Consider the following 14308-nt stretch of genomic DNA (forward strand, 5'->3'; position numbering starts at 1 on the left):
CTTCGTGATGGCCCTGACTCCCCAATGTCGCTCTGCATGGTAGTCATTCATGTTTGTTCTGAGTGTAAAAAAAGAGGTATGGTGTCCGGGTGCTAGGTGGCCACGAGGATACTCGTTACTACGTCCACGTACTGCTCTTTCAACTCGTAGATGGTGTTCGTTCCCTCTGCGTTCCGCCTCACGCGCAGGATGCCTATCCGGGATGCGATCGTGCCCACCATGGATGCGACGGAGTGGTAACTGATGGAAAACTGCTCCTGCAGCTTCCCGTAGATCTGAGGTATCGTGAGAGATTTGACCTTGACGAAGAGGTTGAGGAGCTCATGCCGGATTCCGTCCCGGTCTCGTGAGAGATAACCTTTGAGTCGCGTCTCTATCTCTTTTTTGAGCTCATAGGGCGATCTCATATGTGCTTGTGATTCGGTATTTTATATATATCTTTTCTTTTCCATCATTAAATCGGAGATTCTGCCAGGAGGACGACAATTGTCTGACGAAACCGGAGCAGAGAGTGTATAAACGAATGTATTCGAAAAATCCGGTCACAGGATTTCGTTCTTCTTTTCCCCCGGGATCGTCCTGAGATCTCTCGCGTCCGGAGGGCGTCCCTGTGGGCCCCGTTCCGGCAGATGCATCGGGGCGGCACTCAAAGGCACTCTCCCCGGGGGGACAGCCCTCGCCGGGAGTGCCGACATTATCCGGGCAGATCCTGATTCCATCCGTATATCCATGAGCAACCCTTTAACCTTTCACAATCGTACACTGATACAGCATGGAATTTGCCAGATATGATATCAACAAATTCTCTCCGCGGCAGATGATAGCGCTGCCTCTCGTTCTTCTCTTCCTTGCCGTGGTCGTGCTTGGCTTCACCACGCTCACCACCGGCATGCCCTTAACACCGGGCATCGACTTTGCGGGAGGAACGGCGGTCACGATATTTACCTCTGACAGCAGAGAGACGATAGAGGCCACCTTCGCCGAATATCCACTCTTATCAGTGGGCGAGGGGATCGGCGACGGGAAATACATCCAGTTCGGCCCCATGGACGACGACCAGTACCGGAACTTCGTCGCGCTCGTCAACGAGAACTACCCCGATGCAAAGGTGGACCAGATCGGTGAAACGTTCGGAAAGACCCTCCAGGGTCAGGCCTTTCTCGCCCTGATATTCTCGTTCATCGGGGTGGCCCTCGTGATCTTCCTCGCGTACAGGAACCCGGTCTCGTCGGGTGCGGTCGTCCTTGCGGCCATCTCGGACATCGCCATCACCGCCGCAGCGATGCAGGTCCTCGGCATCCCGCTCTCCCTCGGGACGACGGCAGCCCTGCTGATGCTGATCGGCTACTCTGCGGACAGCAACGTCCTCCTGACCACGCGCCTCTTGAAGCGCAAGGGCAAACTCGACGAGAAACTCTCCGGGGCCTTCAGGACCGGGATCATCATGACGACCACGACGCTTGCGGCCATCGCCGCCATGTGGGCCGTCGCTACGGCAGGACAGATCCAGATCATCAGCGCGATCGCGAGCGTCCTCATCATCGGGCTCCTCGTCGACATGATGAACACCTGGATGCTGAACGCCGGGATTCTCAAAGCATACATCCTCAGGAGCGGTAAGAAATGAACCGAGAAACCTTCATCAATCTCGTCAAAGACTGGCGTGTGGCCCTGCTGCTCCTTCTTGTGATCGGCTCCCTCGTCGGCATCTACCTGGCCCCCCCGAACCCCGAGAAGGGGCTTGAAGGGAACCTCCAGTTCGGCCTCGACCTCGAAGGCGGTTCGTGGCTGCAGATGGAGTTCCAGTCCGTCGTCGTGGCATACTCGACCGACGGATCGGTCGAAGACCTCATAGAGAACCTGCGAACGAGCCTCGAGGTGGAGGTTATCCAGATTGACGGCGACCACCTCGAGATTCGCAAAAATGTCTCCCGTGCCGACCTTGAACCGATCTTTTCGGCATCAGGCGCCTCGATCGTCACCTACCAGGAGGGCGTATCTGCGTTCACCGCAGACGAGGTGAAACGGATCCTGAGCGACAAGGTGAACGCCCTCGGCATGCAGGACGCCAGGATCAACCTGCTCACCCCGACGGGGAGCGAGTATCCGCAGTACGTGCGGATAGAGCTCGCCGGCGTGGATATGACGACGGCACAGGAGATCGTCGGCCAGCAGGGTGTGTTCGAGATCCGGATCCAGACCACCGGAAACGAGACCGAGCACGTCCTCTACGGGGACCAGATCACCAGCGTCGGCGTGCCGCAGAGGAACCCCGAGAACCAGCAGTGGGGCGTCGGGTTCTCGTTCACCGATGCGGGTGCCCAGGCCTTCCGTGAGGCCGCCCTCCGGCATGGGGCGGTCGACAACCCGGGAAGCCATCACCTCGTGATGCTCCTCGACAACAAGACCGTCTACAACGCTCCCCTCGCCGGGAACCTTGCGGCGGAACTCCGGTCGGGCCCGGTCAGGTCGCTTTCCGCGAGCACCGGGATCGGTGACACCGGGCTTGACGATGCGATGGCGCTCGAGATCCACCTGCGGGCCGGCGCCTTGCCGGTGAACGTGGAGATCGTCGGGTCCGGTTCCGTCCCGGCGGCGCTCGGTGAGCAGTTCAAGACGACCGTCTTCCTTGCCGGAATCTTCGCGCTCCTCGCTGTGGGGGCTGTCGTCTACTACCGCTACCGTGAGCCTTCGATCGTTCTCCCCATGCTCTTCGTCAACGTCTCTGAGATTGTCATCCTGCTCGGCATCTCCCGGTTCATCGTGCAACTCGATCTCGCCACCATCGCCGGCCTGATAGCGGTGGTGGGCACCGGCATCGACCAGCTGATTATCATCACGGACGAGATTCTTCACGAAGGGCGTGTCCCGTCGCCGAACCTTTACATGAAGCGGTACGGACGGGCGCTCGGGATCATCGTCGTCTCTGCGGCGACGGTCTTCATCGCCATGCTCCCGCTCGCGCTGATGGACCTATCCACCCTGAGAGGTTTTGCCATTGTCACCATACTCGGTGTCCTGATCGGCGTCCTGGTCACACGGCCTGCGTACGGAAAGATTATCATGGCGATCCTCTCGAAATAACACCCCAACCAATAACATTTATTGCCCCGTTCACACACAATGTGTGAATGGGGTACAGCGTTATGGGAAAACCGATTCTAATGGACTTTTTCGCCGAGTGGTGCGGTCCGTGCCACCAGCAGTCACCGATCATCGATGAGCTCAAGAAGAAGATGGGTGACCAGGTCGATATCAGGAAGATCGACGTTGGTGTTGATTCCGAACAGACGCGGCAGTATGCCGCGAAATACGACATCCAGTTCGTACCAACGCTCGTCATCGAGAAAGACGGAGCTCTTATCCAGAAATTGGTCGGCGTCCAGGACCTTGCGAGGCTTGAGAGCATCCTGAAACCACTGGTGTAAGTGGGTGAAGATCGGCATCGTCGGTGGGACCGGCGATATCGGGGAGGGCATGACGCTCCGGCTCTCTCCGAAGCACGATGTGATCGTGGGGTCGCGCGAGGAGGCAAAGGCCATCGCAACCTGCGATACCTGCCGGGAGGCCCTGCATGAACGCGATCAGGAGTGCAGCCTCATCGGCGGTTCCAACCAGCGCGCGGTCGACGAGGCGGATATCGTCATCCTTGCGATACCCTTCAAGCACGTGATTCCTATCCTGAAAGCCCTGACCGGGTTTGAGGGCAAGATCGTCGTCAGCCCCGTCAACCCGATCGAGCGCACGACTCACTTCTCCTACGCCCCTCCACCGGAGGGGTCGGCAGCGATGATGATCAAGGGGTTGCTTCCTCCGGATGCAACAGTCTGCGCCGCGTTCAACAACATCGCCGCAGAAAAGTGGCGGGCGCTCGATGAGGAACTGGACTACTCCGTCGCCGTCTGCTGCGATGACGACTCCGCGAAGCATACGGTCATGGAGATCGTCAACTCCGTCTCACGCCTCCGCGCCTACGACGCGGGGCCGCTTCGTGCCGCATCCGTCGTCGAGAGCGTCACGCCCCTCCTCCTGAACATCGCCCGCTTCAACAGGTTAAAAGACGTCGGCATCAGGTTTGTGTAACCATTTTTTGCCGCCGGGGGGGAGAGCCGGTAGCCGACCCCGGCACGTTGTTCATTCTGGTGAAGCGCAAGAGATGATAGCACACGGACACCGGATTTCACGTTCTCCCGAACCGGGCTCCCGTCGACGCTCCGCCGCCCACCCCCGGGGATGCACATATCCCGGTCCACGCCAAACCATCCTGTACGATAGCCTCGGGTGCAGAAGATGCTTGATCAGGAGTTTGAACGGATAGGAAAGCGGCTTTTTCAGGAAAGGCTCGTCGGAGCGAACTTCGGGAACATGAGCGTCCGCGGCGAGGGCGGGTTGTACATCACCCGGACCGGTGCGTACCTCGACTGCCGGGAGGTGCCGGTCTATGTGCCTGATGCGGGCGACGCCCCGCGTGAGGCCTCAAGCGAGTACCGGGTCCACCGGGCGGTCTACCGGGAGACGTCTCATTGTGCGATCGTCCATGCTCACCCGGTCCACGCCGTCGCTGCATCGCTCGATGCCGATCTCATCCGGCCGGCCGACAGCGAGGGGGGGATGCTCTGCCCGACAATATCGGTCGTCACCGGGAGCCCCGGGACCGACGAGATTGCAGAGAACGTGGCGGCAGCACTCCGGGACGGCCATATCGTCATCGTCCGGGGGCACGGGACGTTTGCCGCGGGAGAAACACTCGACGAGGCATATATCTACACCTCGATCGCCGAGTATGCCTGCCGCATCCTCTTCTTATCGGGGCGGCTTTGAGGCGTTCTGCAGCTGCTCGATCTGGCGGGTCGTCTCGCGGTGAAACCCGAGAAGCATGTCGCTGATAACCCCGAACATGAAGATCTGAAACCCTATGGTGATCAGGAGGACCGTGAGAATGGTGAGCGGCAGGTGCTCGATGTTCCTGAGCCATTCGAGGACGACGTAGACGCCGATGACCCCGCCCACGAGCGATATGAAGAGGCCGATGATCCCGAAGTAGAAGATCGGGTTGTTCATCTTCGCGAGCCGGTATATCGTCGAGAAGATCCTGGCACCGTCCTGGAGGGGGTTCAGTTTTGTGACGGTGCCGGGCCTCGCGAGGTAGCTGACCGGCACGACCGCGATCCGCTGCCCGTGCCGCACCGCCTCGACCGCCATCTCCGTCTCGATCTCGAACCCTGCCTCCCTGAGGGTCATCTGCCGGATCGAGTGGAGGGTGAAGGCACGGTAGCCGGAGAGGATATCGCTGAGGTCCCGGCCGTGCGCAATCCGGAACATGAGATTGAGGAGCTGGTTGCCGAGGAGGTTCAACCGGGTGAAGGCCCCCCCGTCGGGTTCGGCGAGACGGTCTCCGATGACGTGGTCGAACCCCCGGCCGAGAGGGTCGAGCATCCGTTCCGCATCGTCCGGCGAGTAGGTGCCGTCACCGTCGAGCATGAGGACGTAGGGGCGGTCGATGATCTCCACAGCCTCGATGATGGCGTTGCCCTTCCCCTTTCCCGCCTGGGTCCGGACAACCGCCCCCGCAGACCGGGCGATCTCGGGTGTCCCGTCGGTGCTGTTCCCATCCATGACGAGGATATGCTGAAAACCACGCTCCCTGAACTCTCCGACCAGTTCGGCTATCGTCGGGGCCTCGTTCAGCGTGGGGATGAAGATGCATACCTCGTCGTGCTCGATGTTCATTGGAGTACTATATCCGATTGAGCCACATAAGGGCTTCGTATGCACGTAGCCAAACCAGGGCTCCGCGCTCTCGGTATCGCCGAGAGTTACTCGGGAAGGGAGCAGTCCACCCTTGCCGGCATCGTCATGCGAAAGGATCTCCGGATCGACGGAGCGGCCTTCGCCCGGGTGACCGTCGGGGGGATGGACGCGACCGATGCGGTCATCGGGATAGTCACCGATCTCGCTCGCCGGGACATCAACCTCATCATGATCAGCGGGAGTGTCATCGCCTGGTATAACATCATCGACCCGGCGGCGGTGCAGGACGCGACCGGGTTGCCCGTCATCGTCACCACCTACGAGGAGTCGGAGGGACTCGCGGAGGATATCCGCCGCCACTTTCCGGGCGACGCCGGGAGGCTCGAGGCGTACCTGCGGCTCGGCGGCCGGACGCCCATCCCCCTCCATACCGGGTATACCCTCTTCATCCGCCCCTACGGCATCTCTCACGGCGACGCCGCAAAGGTCTGCAACGACTTCACGCACGAAGGGCGGGTGCCCGAACCGCTCAGGGTGGCCCGGCTCATCGCCCGCGGGCTCGTCCGGTCGTCCCTGTGCGAGGTCAGCCCCTGACGACCATGACCGTCGACTCCGCGTGGTCGACGACGTAGGAACTGACGCTCCCGAGGAAGAAGCGGTCGAGGCGGCCTCTCCCGTGCGACCCGACCACGGTCAGATCGGCCTCGACCTCCCGGGCCTGCGCGATGATCTCGGCTCCCGGATGCCCGTGGCGCTTATGGGTGGTCACCGGGACACCGGCGGCGGTTCCCTGCCGCCCTGCTTCGGCAAGGATCTCGTCCGCCTCACGCTCGAGCGACTCGAGGACCGCCTGCTGCGCGATATCCGGGGGCTCGAGCTGGTTGAGCATCAGTGCGGGATAGATCCCGGTCTGGACGACGTGCACGGCGTGCACGGCGGCATGCATGACGCGGGCGACGTCAAGAGCCTCTGCGAGTGCACGGTTGCCGATCTCCGATCCGTCGACCGCCACGAGTACCAATCGGAACATACCAGTCTTTAGAAACGTCCCGGTACAAATAGGTGTCTCCGGAGGGCCGTTCGACCTCAAGCCTCCACGGTGTGCTTCGATATCACTTTCCCGGTCCGTCTGTCCTCGATCTCCACGGTGACCATGACGCCCGGAACGAACGTTTTGTCGGCAAGGTCGACCTCAATCTCCTCGCCGGGGTTCCAGTAGAGGGTGCGGCAGCCCGGACCCTTGAGGAGTCTCACCCCGTAGTGGTGCGTCGGTATGAAGAGGTAGCCGTTCAGGGTCGAGACGGTGCGAGTTCTCGTGCCATCCCGATAAAAGACCGCCCTGAGACGATCGTTCTCGTAGACCGTGCTGCCGTTGTTGACGAGGAATACCCTGCTGGCATACGTCATCTGCCCGGTCTCCCCGCTGGTGTGCAGAACCCCGGTGATGATGATCGGGGGCAGCTCCGGCTCCGCCCAGGACCAGGAGGGGATCATCGCGAGCACCATCAGCAGGACAAGAGCCGCGAGGATGATGGTGATGACAACCATCAGGAGTGTGGCGTGCGTGTGCGAGAGGGCGCAGTCGCTTCCGGCGGCGTGCCGGAGAGAGAGGCACGGCGGAACGCGGAAGCCGCCATGCGGCCGGTCCTTGATACGGCAACGGACCTCCTCCTCTCGAGCGTGGCGATTGCACGACCCGCTCTTGGGGAGGATCACCAGACCTTTAAGCCGTTCACGTGCTGTATCTCTGGCCCGTTCCGGGGGATAGCGAGTCTCTGCCTCTCCGGACCGGTTACGTTCGCCGGGCATATGCTAATGAGAAATTTATTATTGGAGATATAAATATTGCCAAAAAATATCCGTTAACAGCGGGAGGGATCTGGAAATATTGTTCAGTGCACTCCGGGATACCGGGGCCAGAGCCGGCATACCAGGGACAGGGGGAACCCGGAACGAGAGAGCCCTGGATCGGTACGGGTGAGGGTTAACCTTCTTCATCCCCACGCCCATTGAGGGTCATGGCTGAAGCGGAAGAAATTCAGCTGCCCGGATACCTGCGCCTCTCCGGGAGCGGCGAACTTAAGGAACGGGCACGCCAGGCGCACGAGGTACTCCGCGACTGCGTCGTCTGCCCCCAGGAGTGCCACGTGAACCGCATCGAAGGCGAACTGGGATTCTGCCGGACCGGCCTCCTCCCGGAGGTCTCAAGTTATAGCCCCCACTTCGGCGAGGAGACTCCACTCGTGGGGAGATACGGGTCGGGGACGATATTCTTCTCCGGCTGCAACATGCGGTGCGAGTTCTGCCAGAACTTCGAGGTCAGCCAGTGCGGGGTCGGCACGGCTGTCTCGTACGAAGACCTCGCCGGAATCATGCTCCACCTGCAGGAGCGCCGGTGCCATAACATTAACTTCGTCTCCCCCTCGCACGTCGTCCCCCAGATCCTCTGCGCAACCGCCCTCGCCGCCCTCCAGGGCCTGAAGATCCCGCTGGTCTACAACAGCAGCGGTTACGACTCCGTAGAGATGCTCCGACTCCTCGACGGCGTCATCGACATCTACATGCCAGACGCGAAGTACGGGCGGAACGACGTGGCATGGGAACTCTCTCATGCCAAAAATTACGTGGAGCGGATGCGGGCGGCGCTCCGCGAGATGCACCGGCAGGTCGGGGACCTCGTCGTCAGGGACGGGATTGCGGTGCGGGGCATGATCATCCGTCACCTGGTGCTCCCGGGAAACCTCGCGACCAGCGAGATCGTGATGAAGTTCATCGCCGACGAGATTTCACGGGACTCTTACGTGAACATCATGGCCCAGTACCACCCGGCGTGGAGGGCGGTCGAAGGAGGGAGGAGCCCGGTGCTTGCAGCACTCCAGCGCCCGATCACCGCGCGGGAGTACGAGTATGCCATCCGGTGCGCAGAGGAGAACGGTCTCTCACGGGGGTTTCCGTGAGGGACGCTCCCCGGGCAATGCACCACCAAAAGGGTATTCCCGCAAGGCCGCCCAGAGGATTGTGTAATGCAGGGACAGTCAGGAATCCGGTATGCGGCGATGAGCGACCTCGGGAGACGGGATCGCAATGAGGATGCGTTCGTTACCGACCGGGTGGCCGGGTATCACATATTTGCCGTCGCGGACGGGCTCGGGGGGCACGCCTCCGGGGACGTGGCAAGCAGGATGGCGGTCGAGATCCTCGCGGAGGTTACAGGCGAGGGGTTCCTGGAGACCGAACCGGCCGCACTGCTTGAACGCGCATTCCAGCGTGCAAACACCGAGATCTGCACCTATAACCGGGAACACCGCCTGAACGCCGGGACAACGCTCTCGGCGGCGATCGTCGGTGAGTCGGGCCGGTGCTGGATCGGTACGGTGGGCGACAGCAGGACGCATATCATTACACCGTCGTCCATCTGGCATACGCGCGATCAGAGTTACGTCCAGGGCCTGGTGGAGTCGGGGATGCTCTCCCCTGCCGAGGCGATGCTCCACCCGAAGAAGAACATCCTCACCCAGGCGCTCGGCCTCGCGCCCCGGTTGCAGGTCGACCTCGACCTCGTTGAACTCGCCGGGGCGGTCCTGGTGATCAGTTCGGACGGGCTCCACGACTCTGTCCCGGCGAGCACCATCCAGGAGATTGTCCTCGCGAACGAACCCGATGCAGCGTGCCGGCAACTGATCGACGCTGCCAGGGCCGCGGCAAGCACCGACAACATCACCGTGATCGTAGTGAGAGACGACCGCCCGTAGTGCGACGGACGGGCATGTCGTGAGGTTAGGAAACCCACGGGTTTCGAGGTACTAATCCCCCTCGGCTCCCGCTTCCCGAAGAGCTGCAAGGATTGCCGCACGGACACCGTCGGCCGCCTCAACTTCCAGAGCCGCGCGAAGCAGGCCGATCGCCTCCTCACCGGCGATCCTCCCGAGGGAAGAGGCAGCACTCCGCCGCACGAACTCATTCTCGTCGCGCTGCATCACCCCGAGGTGCGCAACCGCCCGGCGGTCGCCGAGCAGTCCGAGCCCCTTCGCCGCCATATAGCGGACATGATCCTTTCCGTCGACGAGGGCAGCATCGAGGGGCGCATACGCCTCGCCGTTGCCGATCAGCCCGAGGATCTCCGCCGCACGGTAGCGCACCTTCCAGTCGCGGTCCTGCAGTAAGGCAATACAGGCGGGGACGGCTGGTTCACCAAGGGCTGCGAGCATGGCTGTTGCCTCAGCCCGTACCGCCTTGGCCGGGTTGGAGAGCCGGGAGAGAAGGGTTGAGAGGTGCTGTTCGTCCGTAATCCCTGTCATGGTCGCTCGTATCACACGTTGAGGTGGATCGGTAATAAGCGTTGATCATCCACCCCCGGACGATCCTTCGTTCCCGCCGCAGGGCTGGCGGGCGGCAGAAGACGGGGCAAAGCCCGCCCTTGCGGATGCCGGGATCCGGTATGCCCCCGGATCCGGGTCTCCCTGATCTGCCGTCAGATCAAAAATCCACAGGTATATATTGCCAGGCTTGCGAGAGCAAAGATACCGGTCCCGATGATGAGAGCTCCCAGAATATTGAATACGCGATCGCTCTCAACCCATTTTGCCAGAACGTGCATGACACCGGATACTGCATCCCGGTATATATATTTTACTTATAAAATAAAATTAAGTCCCTCTATATAACAGTTATTAATCCTATCGGCCGGCGTATTACAGTGATTGGGGATTCCCGGAAGACCTCGGGTCGTTCGCGCAGCCCGCCCCGGTATGGAGAACACCTTGCGGAAAGAGGAGAATGGTGCACGCTCCGCTCCTTGCTAGAGAAGTAAAAGGAATGGACGCCCAGGACGGAATTCGAATCCGTGTCGACGGCGTGACAGGCCGTCATGATAGGCCACTACACTACCTGGGCACTCTTGGTTGCTGGATCCCGCCTCCCGGATTCGAACCGGGGACATCGCGGTAGCCGCGCAGTTCGCCCGAGAGCGATGACTATACTACAGCCGCGCACTCTACCAGTCTGAGTTAAGGCGGGTCTCTGCTCTAACAATGTTAGAGAGCGTAGTAATTAAACATTTCGCTGAAATCTCCGGCCATGCAGCGCCCGGAACATTATCCTATTTATACAACCTCCGATAATGACTATGTATGAACCCTACAAACGCTGAAGCACCCAGGAACGCTGAAGCGTACTGTCTTCTTCACCGATAGCCGTGCGAAAAAGAACATCACTGTTTTCGACACCACACTGCGCGACGGTGAACAAACGCCGGGCATCTCATTCACGCTTGAAGAGAAGCTCGGTATTGCAGAGCAGCTCTCCGATATCGGGGTACACGCCATCGAAGCGGGCTTTCCCGCATCCTCCGACGCCGAGCGCGAGATCGTCAAAGCTATCAGAGGCCTCGATCTCTCGACGCAGGTCTGCGGTCTTGCGCGGTCGCTCCGGGCCGATGTGGACGCGTGCATCGACTGCGACGTCGATATGATCCATGTCTTCATCCCGACGTCCGACGTCCAGCGCGAGTACACCATCAGGAAGACCCGCGAGCAGGTCCTCGAGGCCACCGGCGATATCATCGCGTATGCCCGCGACCACGTCGGCCAGTGCATGTTCTCCGCGATGGACGCGACAAGGACCGACTGGGATTACCTGATCGAGGTATACCGCGTTGCGGTGGACGCCGGGGCCACGGTCATCAACGTGCCCGACACCGTCGGCGTGATCACCCCGACGACCATGAAGCGCCTTATTTCCCGGATCGATCAGGAGGTGAGGTGTCCGATCGACGTCCACTGCCACAACGACTTCGGGCTTGCGGTGGCAAACACCATCGCAGCGGTCGAGGCCGGCGCCTCCCAGGTGCAGGTGACGGTGAACGGCATCGGCGAGCGGGCAGGCAACGCCGACCTCGCGCAGACGGTGATGATCCTCTCGTCCATCTACGGGATCGATACCGGCATCCGGACGACGAGCCTCGTCGAGACCTCAAGGCTTGTCTCGCGCTACTCCGGGATGGGCATTCCCGCCACACAGCCGATCGTCGGCGAGAACGCCTTTGCTCACGAGAGCGGGATTCACTCCCACGGCGTCATCACCCGGTCGGATACGTTCGAGCCCGGGATCATGACGCCGGAGATGGTCGGTCACCGGCGCAGGCTGAAACTCGGCAAACACGCCGGGAGGCATGCAGTCAGGCAGATGCTCGCCGAGGTGCATATGGAGCCCGTCGATGCCCAGCTCGACGAGATCGTCCTGCGGGTGAAGGCGATTGCCGGCAAGGGCAAGCGGGTGACGGACGCTGACCTCTACGAGATCGCCGGAAGCGTCATGCAACTTGCACCCGACGAGAAGACCCTGGAACTCCAGGATGTCGCCATTATGACAGGCAATCACGTGATCCCGACAGCCAGCGTCATGGCAACCGTCGATGGGGTTGAGCATATCTTCTCAAGCGTCGGGAACGGACCGGTGGATGCGGCCGTGCGAGCGATCCTCGGCATCATCCCGGCCCCGGTCCAGCTCAAGGAATTCAACATAGAGGCAATCTCGGGAGGGACCGATGCGATCGGGCACGTCACCATCGCCGTCGAGGACGAGCAGGGCCGGGTCTTCGATGCCAGCGCCTCAAGCGACGACATCATCCTCGCATCCGTCGAGGCGGTGATCAACGCGATCAACCTCGTCTGCCGGACGCGAAAGCTCGACCGCGAGCAGGAGAAGTGAAGATCTCACTTCAACATTTTTAAAAAAAATTTAACTCGTGGGGGTAAAGGGGGTGGAGCGGGAAGTCCCCACCGTTCAGGGTGGGGATGAAAGCGGAGCCGCCCTTCGTCACTTTCACCCTGCACGGATCAAGTATATTTTATTTCAGATGAACTCTCTTGTTTGTCTATGCTCATTTCCTACAAGTATCGAGCGTATCCAGACGCAACCACTGAGGCACGGCTGAATGCCGCACTCGATACCTGTCGGTGGCTCTACAACAAACTCCTCGAAGAGTGCAATACCGCACGAGAGGCCGGGATCGCTCCGACAATGCGAGGAACGCAGGCGCGGATTGTCACCCTGAAGGATGAGAGTCCGTCTCTGAAGAACGTGTACTCCAAAGTACTTCAGATGGTGAACGCCACCCTCTGGAGCAACATCGCCGCACTCTCGCAGACAAAGAAACGAGGACGGAAGATCGGCAAACTCCGGTTCAAGAGTGCAGTCCGGTACCGGACGCTCAACTATAACCAGTCCGGGTTCAAGATCGACCGTGAGCATAGTTCGATTACGTTCTCGAAGATTGGAACAATTCCCTTCACCATGCACCGACCCTACACCGGAAAGGTGAAGGGTATTCTGATCACCCGTTCTGGGGATCGATGGTATGTGATCGTTCAGGCGGAACAGAAGGTCTCTGAATCGAAACGAGAAGGGAGATCTGTCGGGATCGATGTCGGTCTGAACTCGTTTGCAGTCGATAGTGACGGTGCGGCGATCGAGAACCCCCGGTTCTATGAGCACTCACTTGACCGGATCAAGAAGTTACACCAGAGTATTGCCCGGAAACAACGGTTCTCGATAAACTGGAAGAAGGCAAAAGGGAAACTGGAGAAGGCGTATGAACATATCACGAACCAGAAGAACGATTTCCTGCACAAACTTTCTCGTCAGTATGTTGACACCTATGCAACGATCTGTGTTGAAGACCTGAATATCAAGTATCTGAAAGAGCACGGCACATCTCGCGGGCTCCGGAGAAGTATCCACAGTGCGTCGTGGGGACGATTCTATTCTCACCTCTCGTACAAGGCTGAAAGTGCTGGTACGAACTTCATTCAAATCGATCCCCGAGATACGACGCAACTGTGTGCAAACTGCGGAAGTATCGTGACGAAGGATCTCTCGGTGAGAGTTCACGATTGCCCATACTGCGGGTTTGTTGCCGATCGAGATTACAATGCTGCGGTGAATATTCACCGCGTGGGGATGGAACAGCCCTTCGAGCCGGTGGAGCCGAGACCTCTCCATCACATCTCTGTGGTGCAAGTGTTGGCCATGAAGCAGGAAGCCCCGCCCTTCAGGGCGGGGTAGTTCACTGTTCAGGTAGCGCCGGGAGGCTGCTGTTTTCCTTCGAGCGCGCCCCGGATCTGTGAAGAGAGCTGCTCGAACCTGCCCTGCAGGGCCTTCTCCTGCTTCTCGAGCGACTTGACCCGGAGTTCGAGCGTCTCGACGCGCTCGTTTAAGGAAGCGAGTACCTGCTCTCTGCTCTTCTGCATCATGACGCTGCCGACGTTCATGAAGACCGCCGCGTTCTCGGGGACGTCGGCCAGATCCTCGACCGCCCGCCGGGCTTCGCGGATCGTCAGTTCGTACTGTGCTTTCTGCGAGACTACAGTCTGCAGTTGCTGCTGCATCTGCTGGAGCATCGCCAGCTGGTTCTGGACCTTTGGTGGGATATTTTCCATATGCATCAACCCTCCTGAAACGGGACAAAGTTGGTAACAATATTTCAGGTAACCGACAGAGAACGCTCCGTCCTCTGCCATCTCTTTACATGATAGGGACGTGGAACTCATTAAATGTG

The 14308-nt window shown here is 60.1% G+C and carries 16 protein-coding genes and 2 tRNA genes; 10 read left to right on the forward strand and 8 right to left on the reverse strand.

Annotated elements, in window-relative coordinates:
* Window positions 1-92: 92 nt before the first annotated feature.
* Entirely contained in the window at window positions 93-407 is a 315-nt protein-coding gene (locus BRA49_RS06955) for a DUF2551 domain-containing protein (protein WP_292384675.1), read from the reverse strand.
* Window positions 408-772: 365 nt separating this feature from the next.
* On the opposite strand from BRA49_RS06955, the gene BRA49_RS06960 reads away from it, so the two are divergent.
* The 5 genes from BRA49_RS06960 to BRA49_RS06980 all read left to right on the forward strand — a co-directional run bounded on the left by BRA49_RS06960 (window position 773) and on the right by BRA49_RS06980 (window position 4821).
* Window positions 773-1627 (forward strand): protein translocase subunit SecF, encoded by an 855-nt coding sequence (locus BRA49_RS06960; protein WP_292384676.1) that lies wholly within the window; start codon window positions 773-775, stop codon window positions 1625-1627.
* Window positions 1624-3084 carry a preprotein translocase subunit SecD gene (locus BRA49_RS06965; protein WP_292384679.1) on the forward strand — a complete coding sequence of 487 codons (1461 nt, stop codon included), beginning with the start codon at window positions 1624-1626 and terminating at the stop codon, window positions 3082-3084. Before BRA49_RS06960 ends, BRA49_RS06965 begins: the two co-directional genes overlap by 4 nt.
* Before the next feature lie 62 nt (window positions 3085-3146).
* Window positions 3147-3428, forward strand: a complete 282-nt coding sequence (locus tag BRA49_RS06970; RefSeq protein WP_292384681.1) for a thioredoxin family protein — start codon at window positions 3147-3149, stop codon at window positions 3426-3428.
* A 4-nt stretch (window positions 3429-3432) separates the two neighbouring features.
* The gene (gene npdG / locus BRA49_RS06975; protein ID WP_292384683.1) at window positions 3433-4083 is read left to right on the forward strand and encodes an NADPH-dependent F420 reductase; all 651 of its coding nucleotides are present in this window, start codon (window positions 3433-3435) and stop codon (window positions 4081-4083) included.
* Between the two features lie 207 nt (window positions 4084-4290).
* Entirely contained in the window at window positions 4291-4821 is a 531-nt protein-coding gene (locus tag BRA49_RS06980) for an aldolase (RefSeq protein ID WP_292384684.1), read from the forward strand.
* Here BRA49_RS06980 and aglJ read toward each other — a convergent pair.
* On the reverse strand, window positions 4804-5730 hold the full coding sequence (gene aglJ, locus BRA49_RS06985; protein WP_292384686.1) for an S-layer glycoprotein N-glycosyltransferase AglJ: 927 nt from the start codon (window positions 5728-5730) through the stop codon (window positions 4804-4806). The genes BRA49_RS06980 and aglJ overlap by 18 nt on opposite strands.
* 39 nt (window positions 5731-5769) lie before the next feature.
* On the opposite strand from aglJ, the gene BRA49_RS06990 reads away from it, so the two are divergent.
* Window positions 5770-6345 (forward strand): DUF99 family protein, encoded by a 576-nt coding sequence (locus BRA49_RS06990; RefSeq protein WP_292384687.1) that lies wholly within the window; start codon window positions 5770-5772, stop codon window positions 6343-6345.
* Here the strand turns inward: BRA49_RS06990 and BRA49_RS06995 are convergent.
* Window positions 6335-6781 carry a universal stress protein gene (locus BRA49_RS06995; protein ID WP_292384688.1) on the reverse strand — a complete coding sequence of 149 codons (447 nt, stop codon included), beginning with the start codon at window positions 6779-6781 and terminating at the stop codon, window positions 6335-6337. The two genes, BRA49_RS06990 and BRA49_RS06995, sit on opposite strands and share 11 nt — an antisense overlap.
* Before the next feature lie 56 nt (window positions 6782-6837).
* Complete coding sequence (locus BRA49_RS07000) at window positions 6838-7467, reverse strand: type IV pilin (protein ID WP_292384689.1); 630 nt, start codon at window positions 7465-7467, stop codon at window positions 6838-6840.
* Window positions 7468-7769: 302 nt separating this feature from the next.
* Between BRA49_RS07000 and BRA49_RS07005 the strand changes: the two genes are divergently transcribed.
* Entirely contained in the window at window positions 7770-8708 is a 939-nt protein-coding gene (locus BRA49_RS07005) for a radical SAM protein (protein WP_292384690.1), read from the forward strand.
* 66 nt (window positions 8709-8774) lie between these two features.
* Window positions 8775-9503: a PP2C family protein-serine/threonine phosphatase gene (locus BRA49_RS07010; protein ID WP_292384691.1), complete on the forward strand. Its 729-nt coding sequence runs from the start codon at window positions 8775-8777 to the stop codon at window positions 9501-9503.
* 51 nt (window positions 9504-9554) lie between these two features.
* Here BRA49_RS07010 and BRA49_RS07015 read toward each other — a convergent pair whose 3' ends face one another.
* From BRA49_RS07015 to BRA49_RS07025, 3 genes are all read right to left on the reverse strand, one after another.
* Window positions 9555-10049, reverse strand: a complete 495-nt coding sequence (locus BRA49_RS07015) for a HEAT repeat domain-containing protein (RefSeq protein WP_292384692.1) — start codon at window positions 10047-10049, stop codon at window positions 9555-9557.
* A gap of 522 nt (window positions 10050-10571) precedes the next feature.
* Window positions 10572-10644 (reverse strand) — tRNA-Asp (locus BRA49_RS07020).
* Window positions 10645-10660: 16 nt separating this feature from the next.
* Window positions 10661-10767: transfer RNA gene (locus BRA49_RS07025), tRNA-Tyr, on the reverse strand.
* A 192-nt stretch (window positions 10768-10959) separates the two neighbouring features.
* On the opposite strand from BRA49_RS07025, the gene BRA49_RS07030 reads away from it, so the two are divergent.
* The gene (locus BRA49_RS07030; RefSeq protein WP_292385240.1) at window positions 10960-12459 is read left to right on the forward strand and encodes a 2-isopropylmalate synthase; all 1500 of its coding nucleotides are present in this window, start codon (window positions 10960-10962) and stop codon (window positions 12457-12459) included.
* Window positions 12460-12627: 168 nt separating this feature from the next.
* On the forward strand, window positions 12628-13815 hold the full coding sequence (locus BRA49_RS07035) for an RNA-guided endonuclease InsQ/TnpB family protein (protein WP_292384693.1): 1188 nt from the start codon (window positions 12628-12630) through the stop codon (window positions 13813-13815).
* Window positions 13816-13823: 8 nt separating this feature from the next.
* Here the strand turns inward: BRA49_RS07035 and BRA49_RS07040 are convergent, their stop codons facing one another.
* Window positions 13824-14189 (reverse strand): prefoldin subunit beta, encoded by a 366-nt coding sequence (locus tag BRA49_RS07040; protein WP_292385242.1) that lies wholly within the window; start codon window positions 14187-14189, stop codon window positions 13824-13826.
* Between the last annotated feature and the right edge of the window lie 119 nt (window positions 14190-14308).

Origin of the sequence: Methanoculleus sp. UBA430 (assembly GCF_002506585.1) — an archaeon.
Lineage (GTDB): Archaea > Halobacteriota > Methanomicrobia > Methanomicrobiales > Methanoculleaceae > Methanoculleus.

Excerpts from the sequence above, each read along its gene's own strand:
- BRA49_RS06955 (WP_292384675.1), bottom strand. The coding sequence starts at position 407 with ATGAGATCGCCCTATGAGCTCAAAAAAGAGATAGAGACGCGACTCAAA.
- BRA49_RS06960 (WP_292384676.1), top strand. The coding sequence starts at position 773 with ATGGAATTTGCCAGATATGATATCAACAAATTCTCTCCGCGGCAGATG.
- BRA49_RS06965 (WP_292384679.1), top strand. The coding sequence starts at position 1,624 with ATGAACCGAGAAACCTTCATCAATCTCGTCAAAGACTGGCGTGTGGCC.
- BRA49_RS06970 (WP_292384681.1), top strand. The coding sequence starts at position 3,147 with ATGGGAAAACCGATTCTAATGGACTTTTTCGCCGAGTGGTGCGGTCCG.
- BRA49_RS06980 (WP_292384684.1), top strand. The coding sequence starts at position 4,291 with ATGCTTGATCAGGAGTTTGAACGGATAGGAAAGCGGCTTTTTCAGGAA.
- aglJ (WP_292384686.1), bottom strand. The coding sequence starts at position 5,730 with ATGAACATCGAGCACGACGAGGTATGCATCTTCATCCCCACGCTGAAC.
- BRA49_RS06990 (WP_292384687.1), top strand. The coding sequence starts at position 5,770 with ATGCACGTAGCCAAACCAGGGCTCCGCGCTCTCGGTATCGCCGAGAGT.
- BRA49_RS06995 (WP_292384688.1), bottom strand. The coding sequence starts at position 6,781 with ATGTTCCGATTGGTACTCGTGGCGGTCGACGGATCGGAGATCGGCAAC.
- BRA49_RS07005 (WP_292384690.1), top strand. The coding sequence starts at position 7,770 with ATGGCTGAAGCGGAAGAAATTCAGCTGCCCGGATACCTGCGCCTCTCC.
- BRA49_RS07010 (WP_292384691.1), top strand. The coding sequence starts at position 8,775 with ATGCAGGGACAGTCAGGAATCCGGTATGCGGCGATGAGCGACCTCGGG.
- BRA49_RS07015 (WP_292384692.1), bottom strand. The coding sequence starts at position 10,049 with ATGACAGGGATTACGGACGAACAGCACCTCTCAACCCTTCTCTCCCGG.
- BRA49_RS07035 (WP_292384693.1), top strand. The coding sequence starts at position 12,628 with ATGCTCATTTCCTACAAGTATCGAGCGTATCCAGACGCAACCACTGAG.
- BRA49_RS07040 (WP_292385242.1), bottom strand. The coding sequence starts at position 14,189 with ATGGAAAATATCCCACCAAAGGTCCAGAACCAGCTGGCGATGCTCCAG.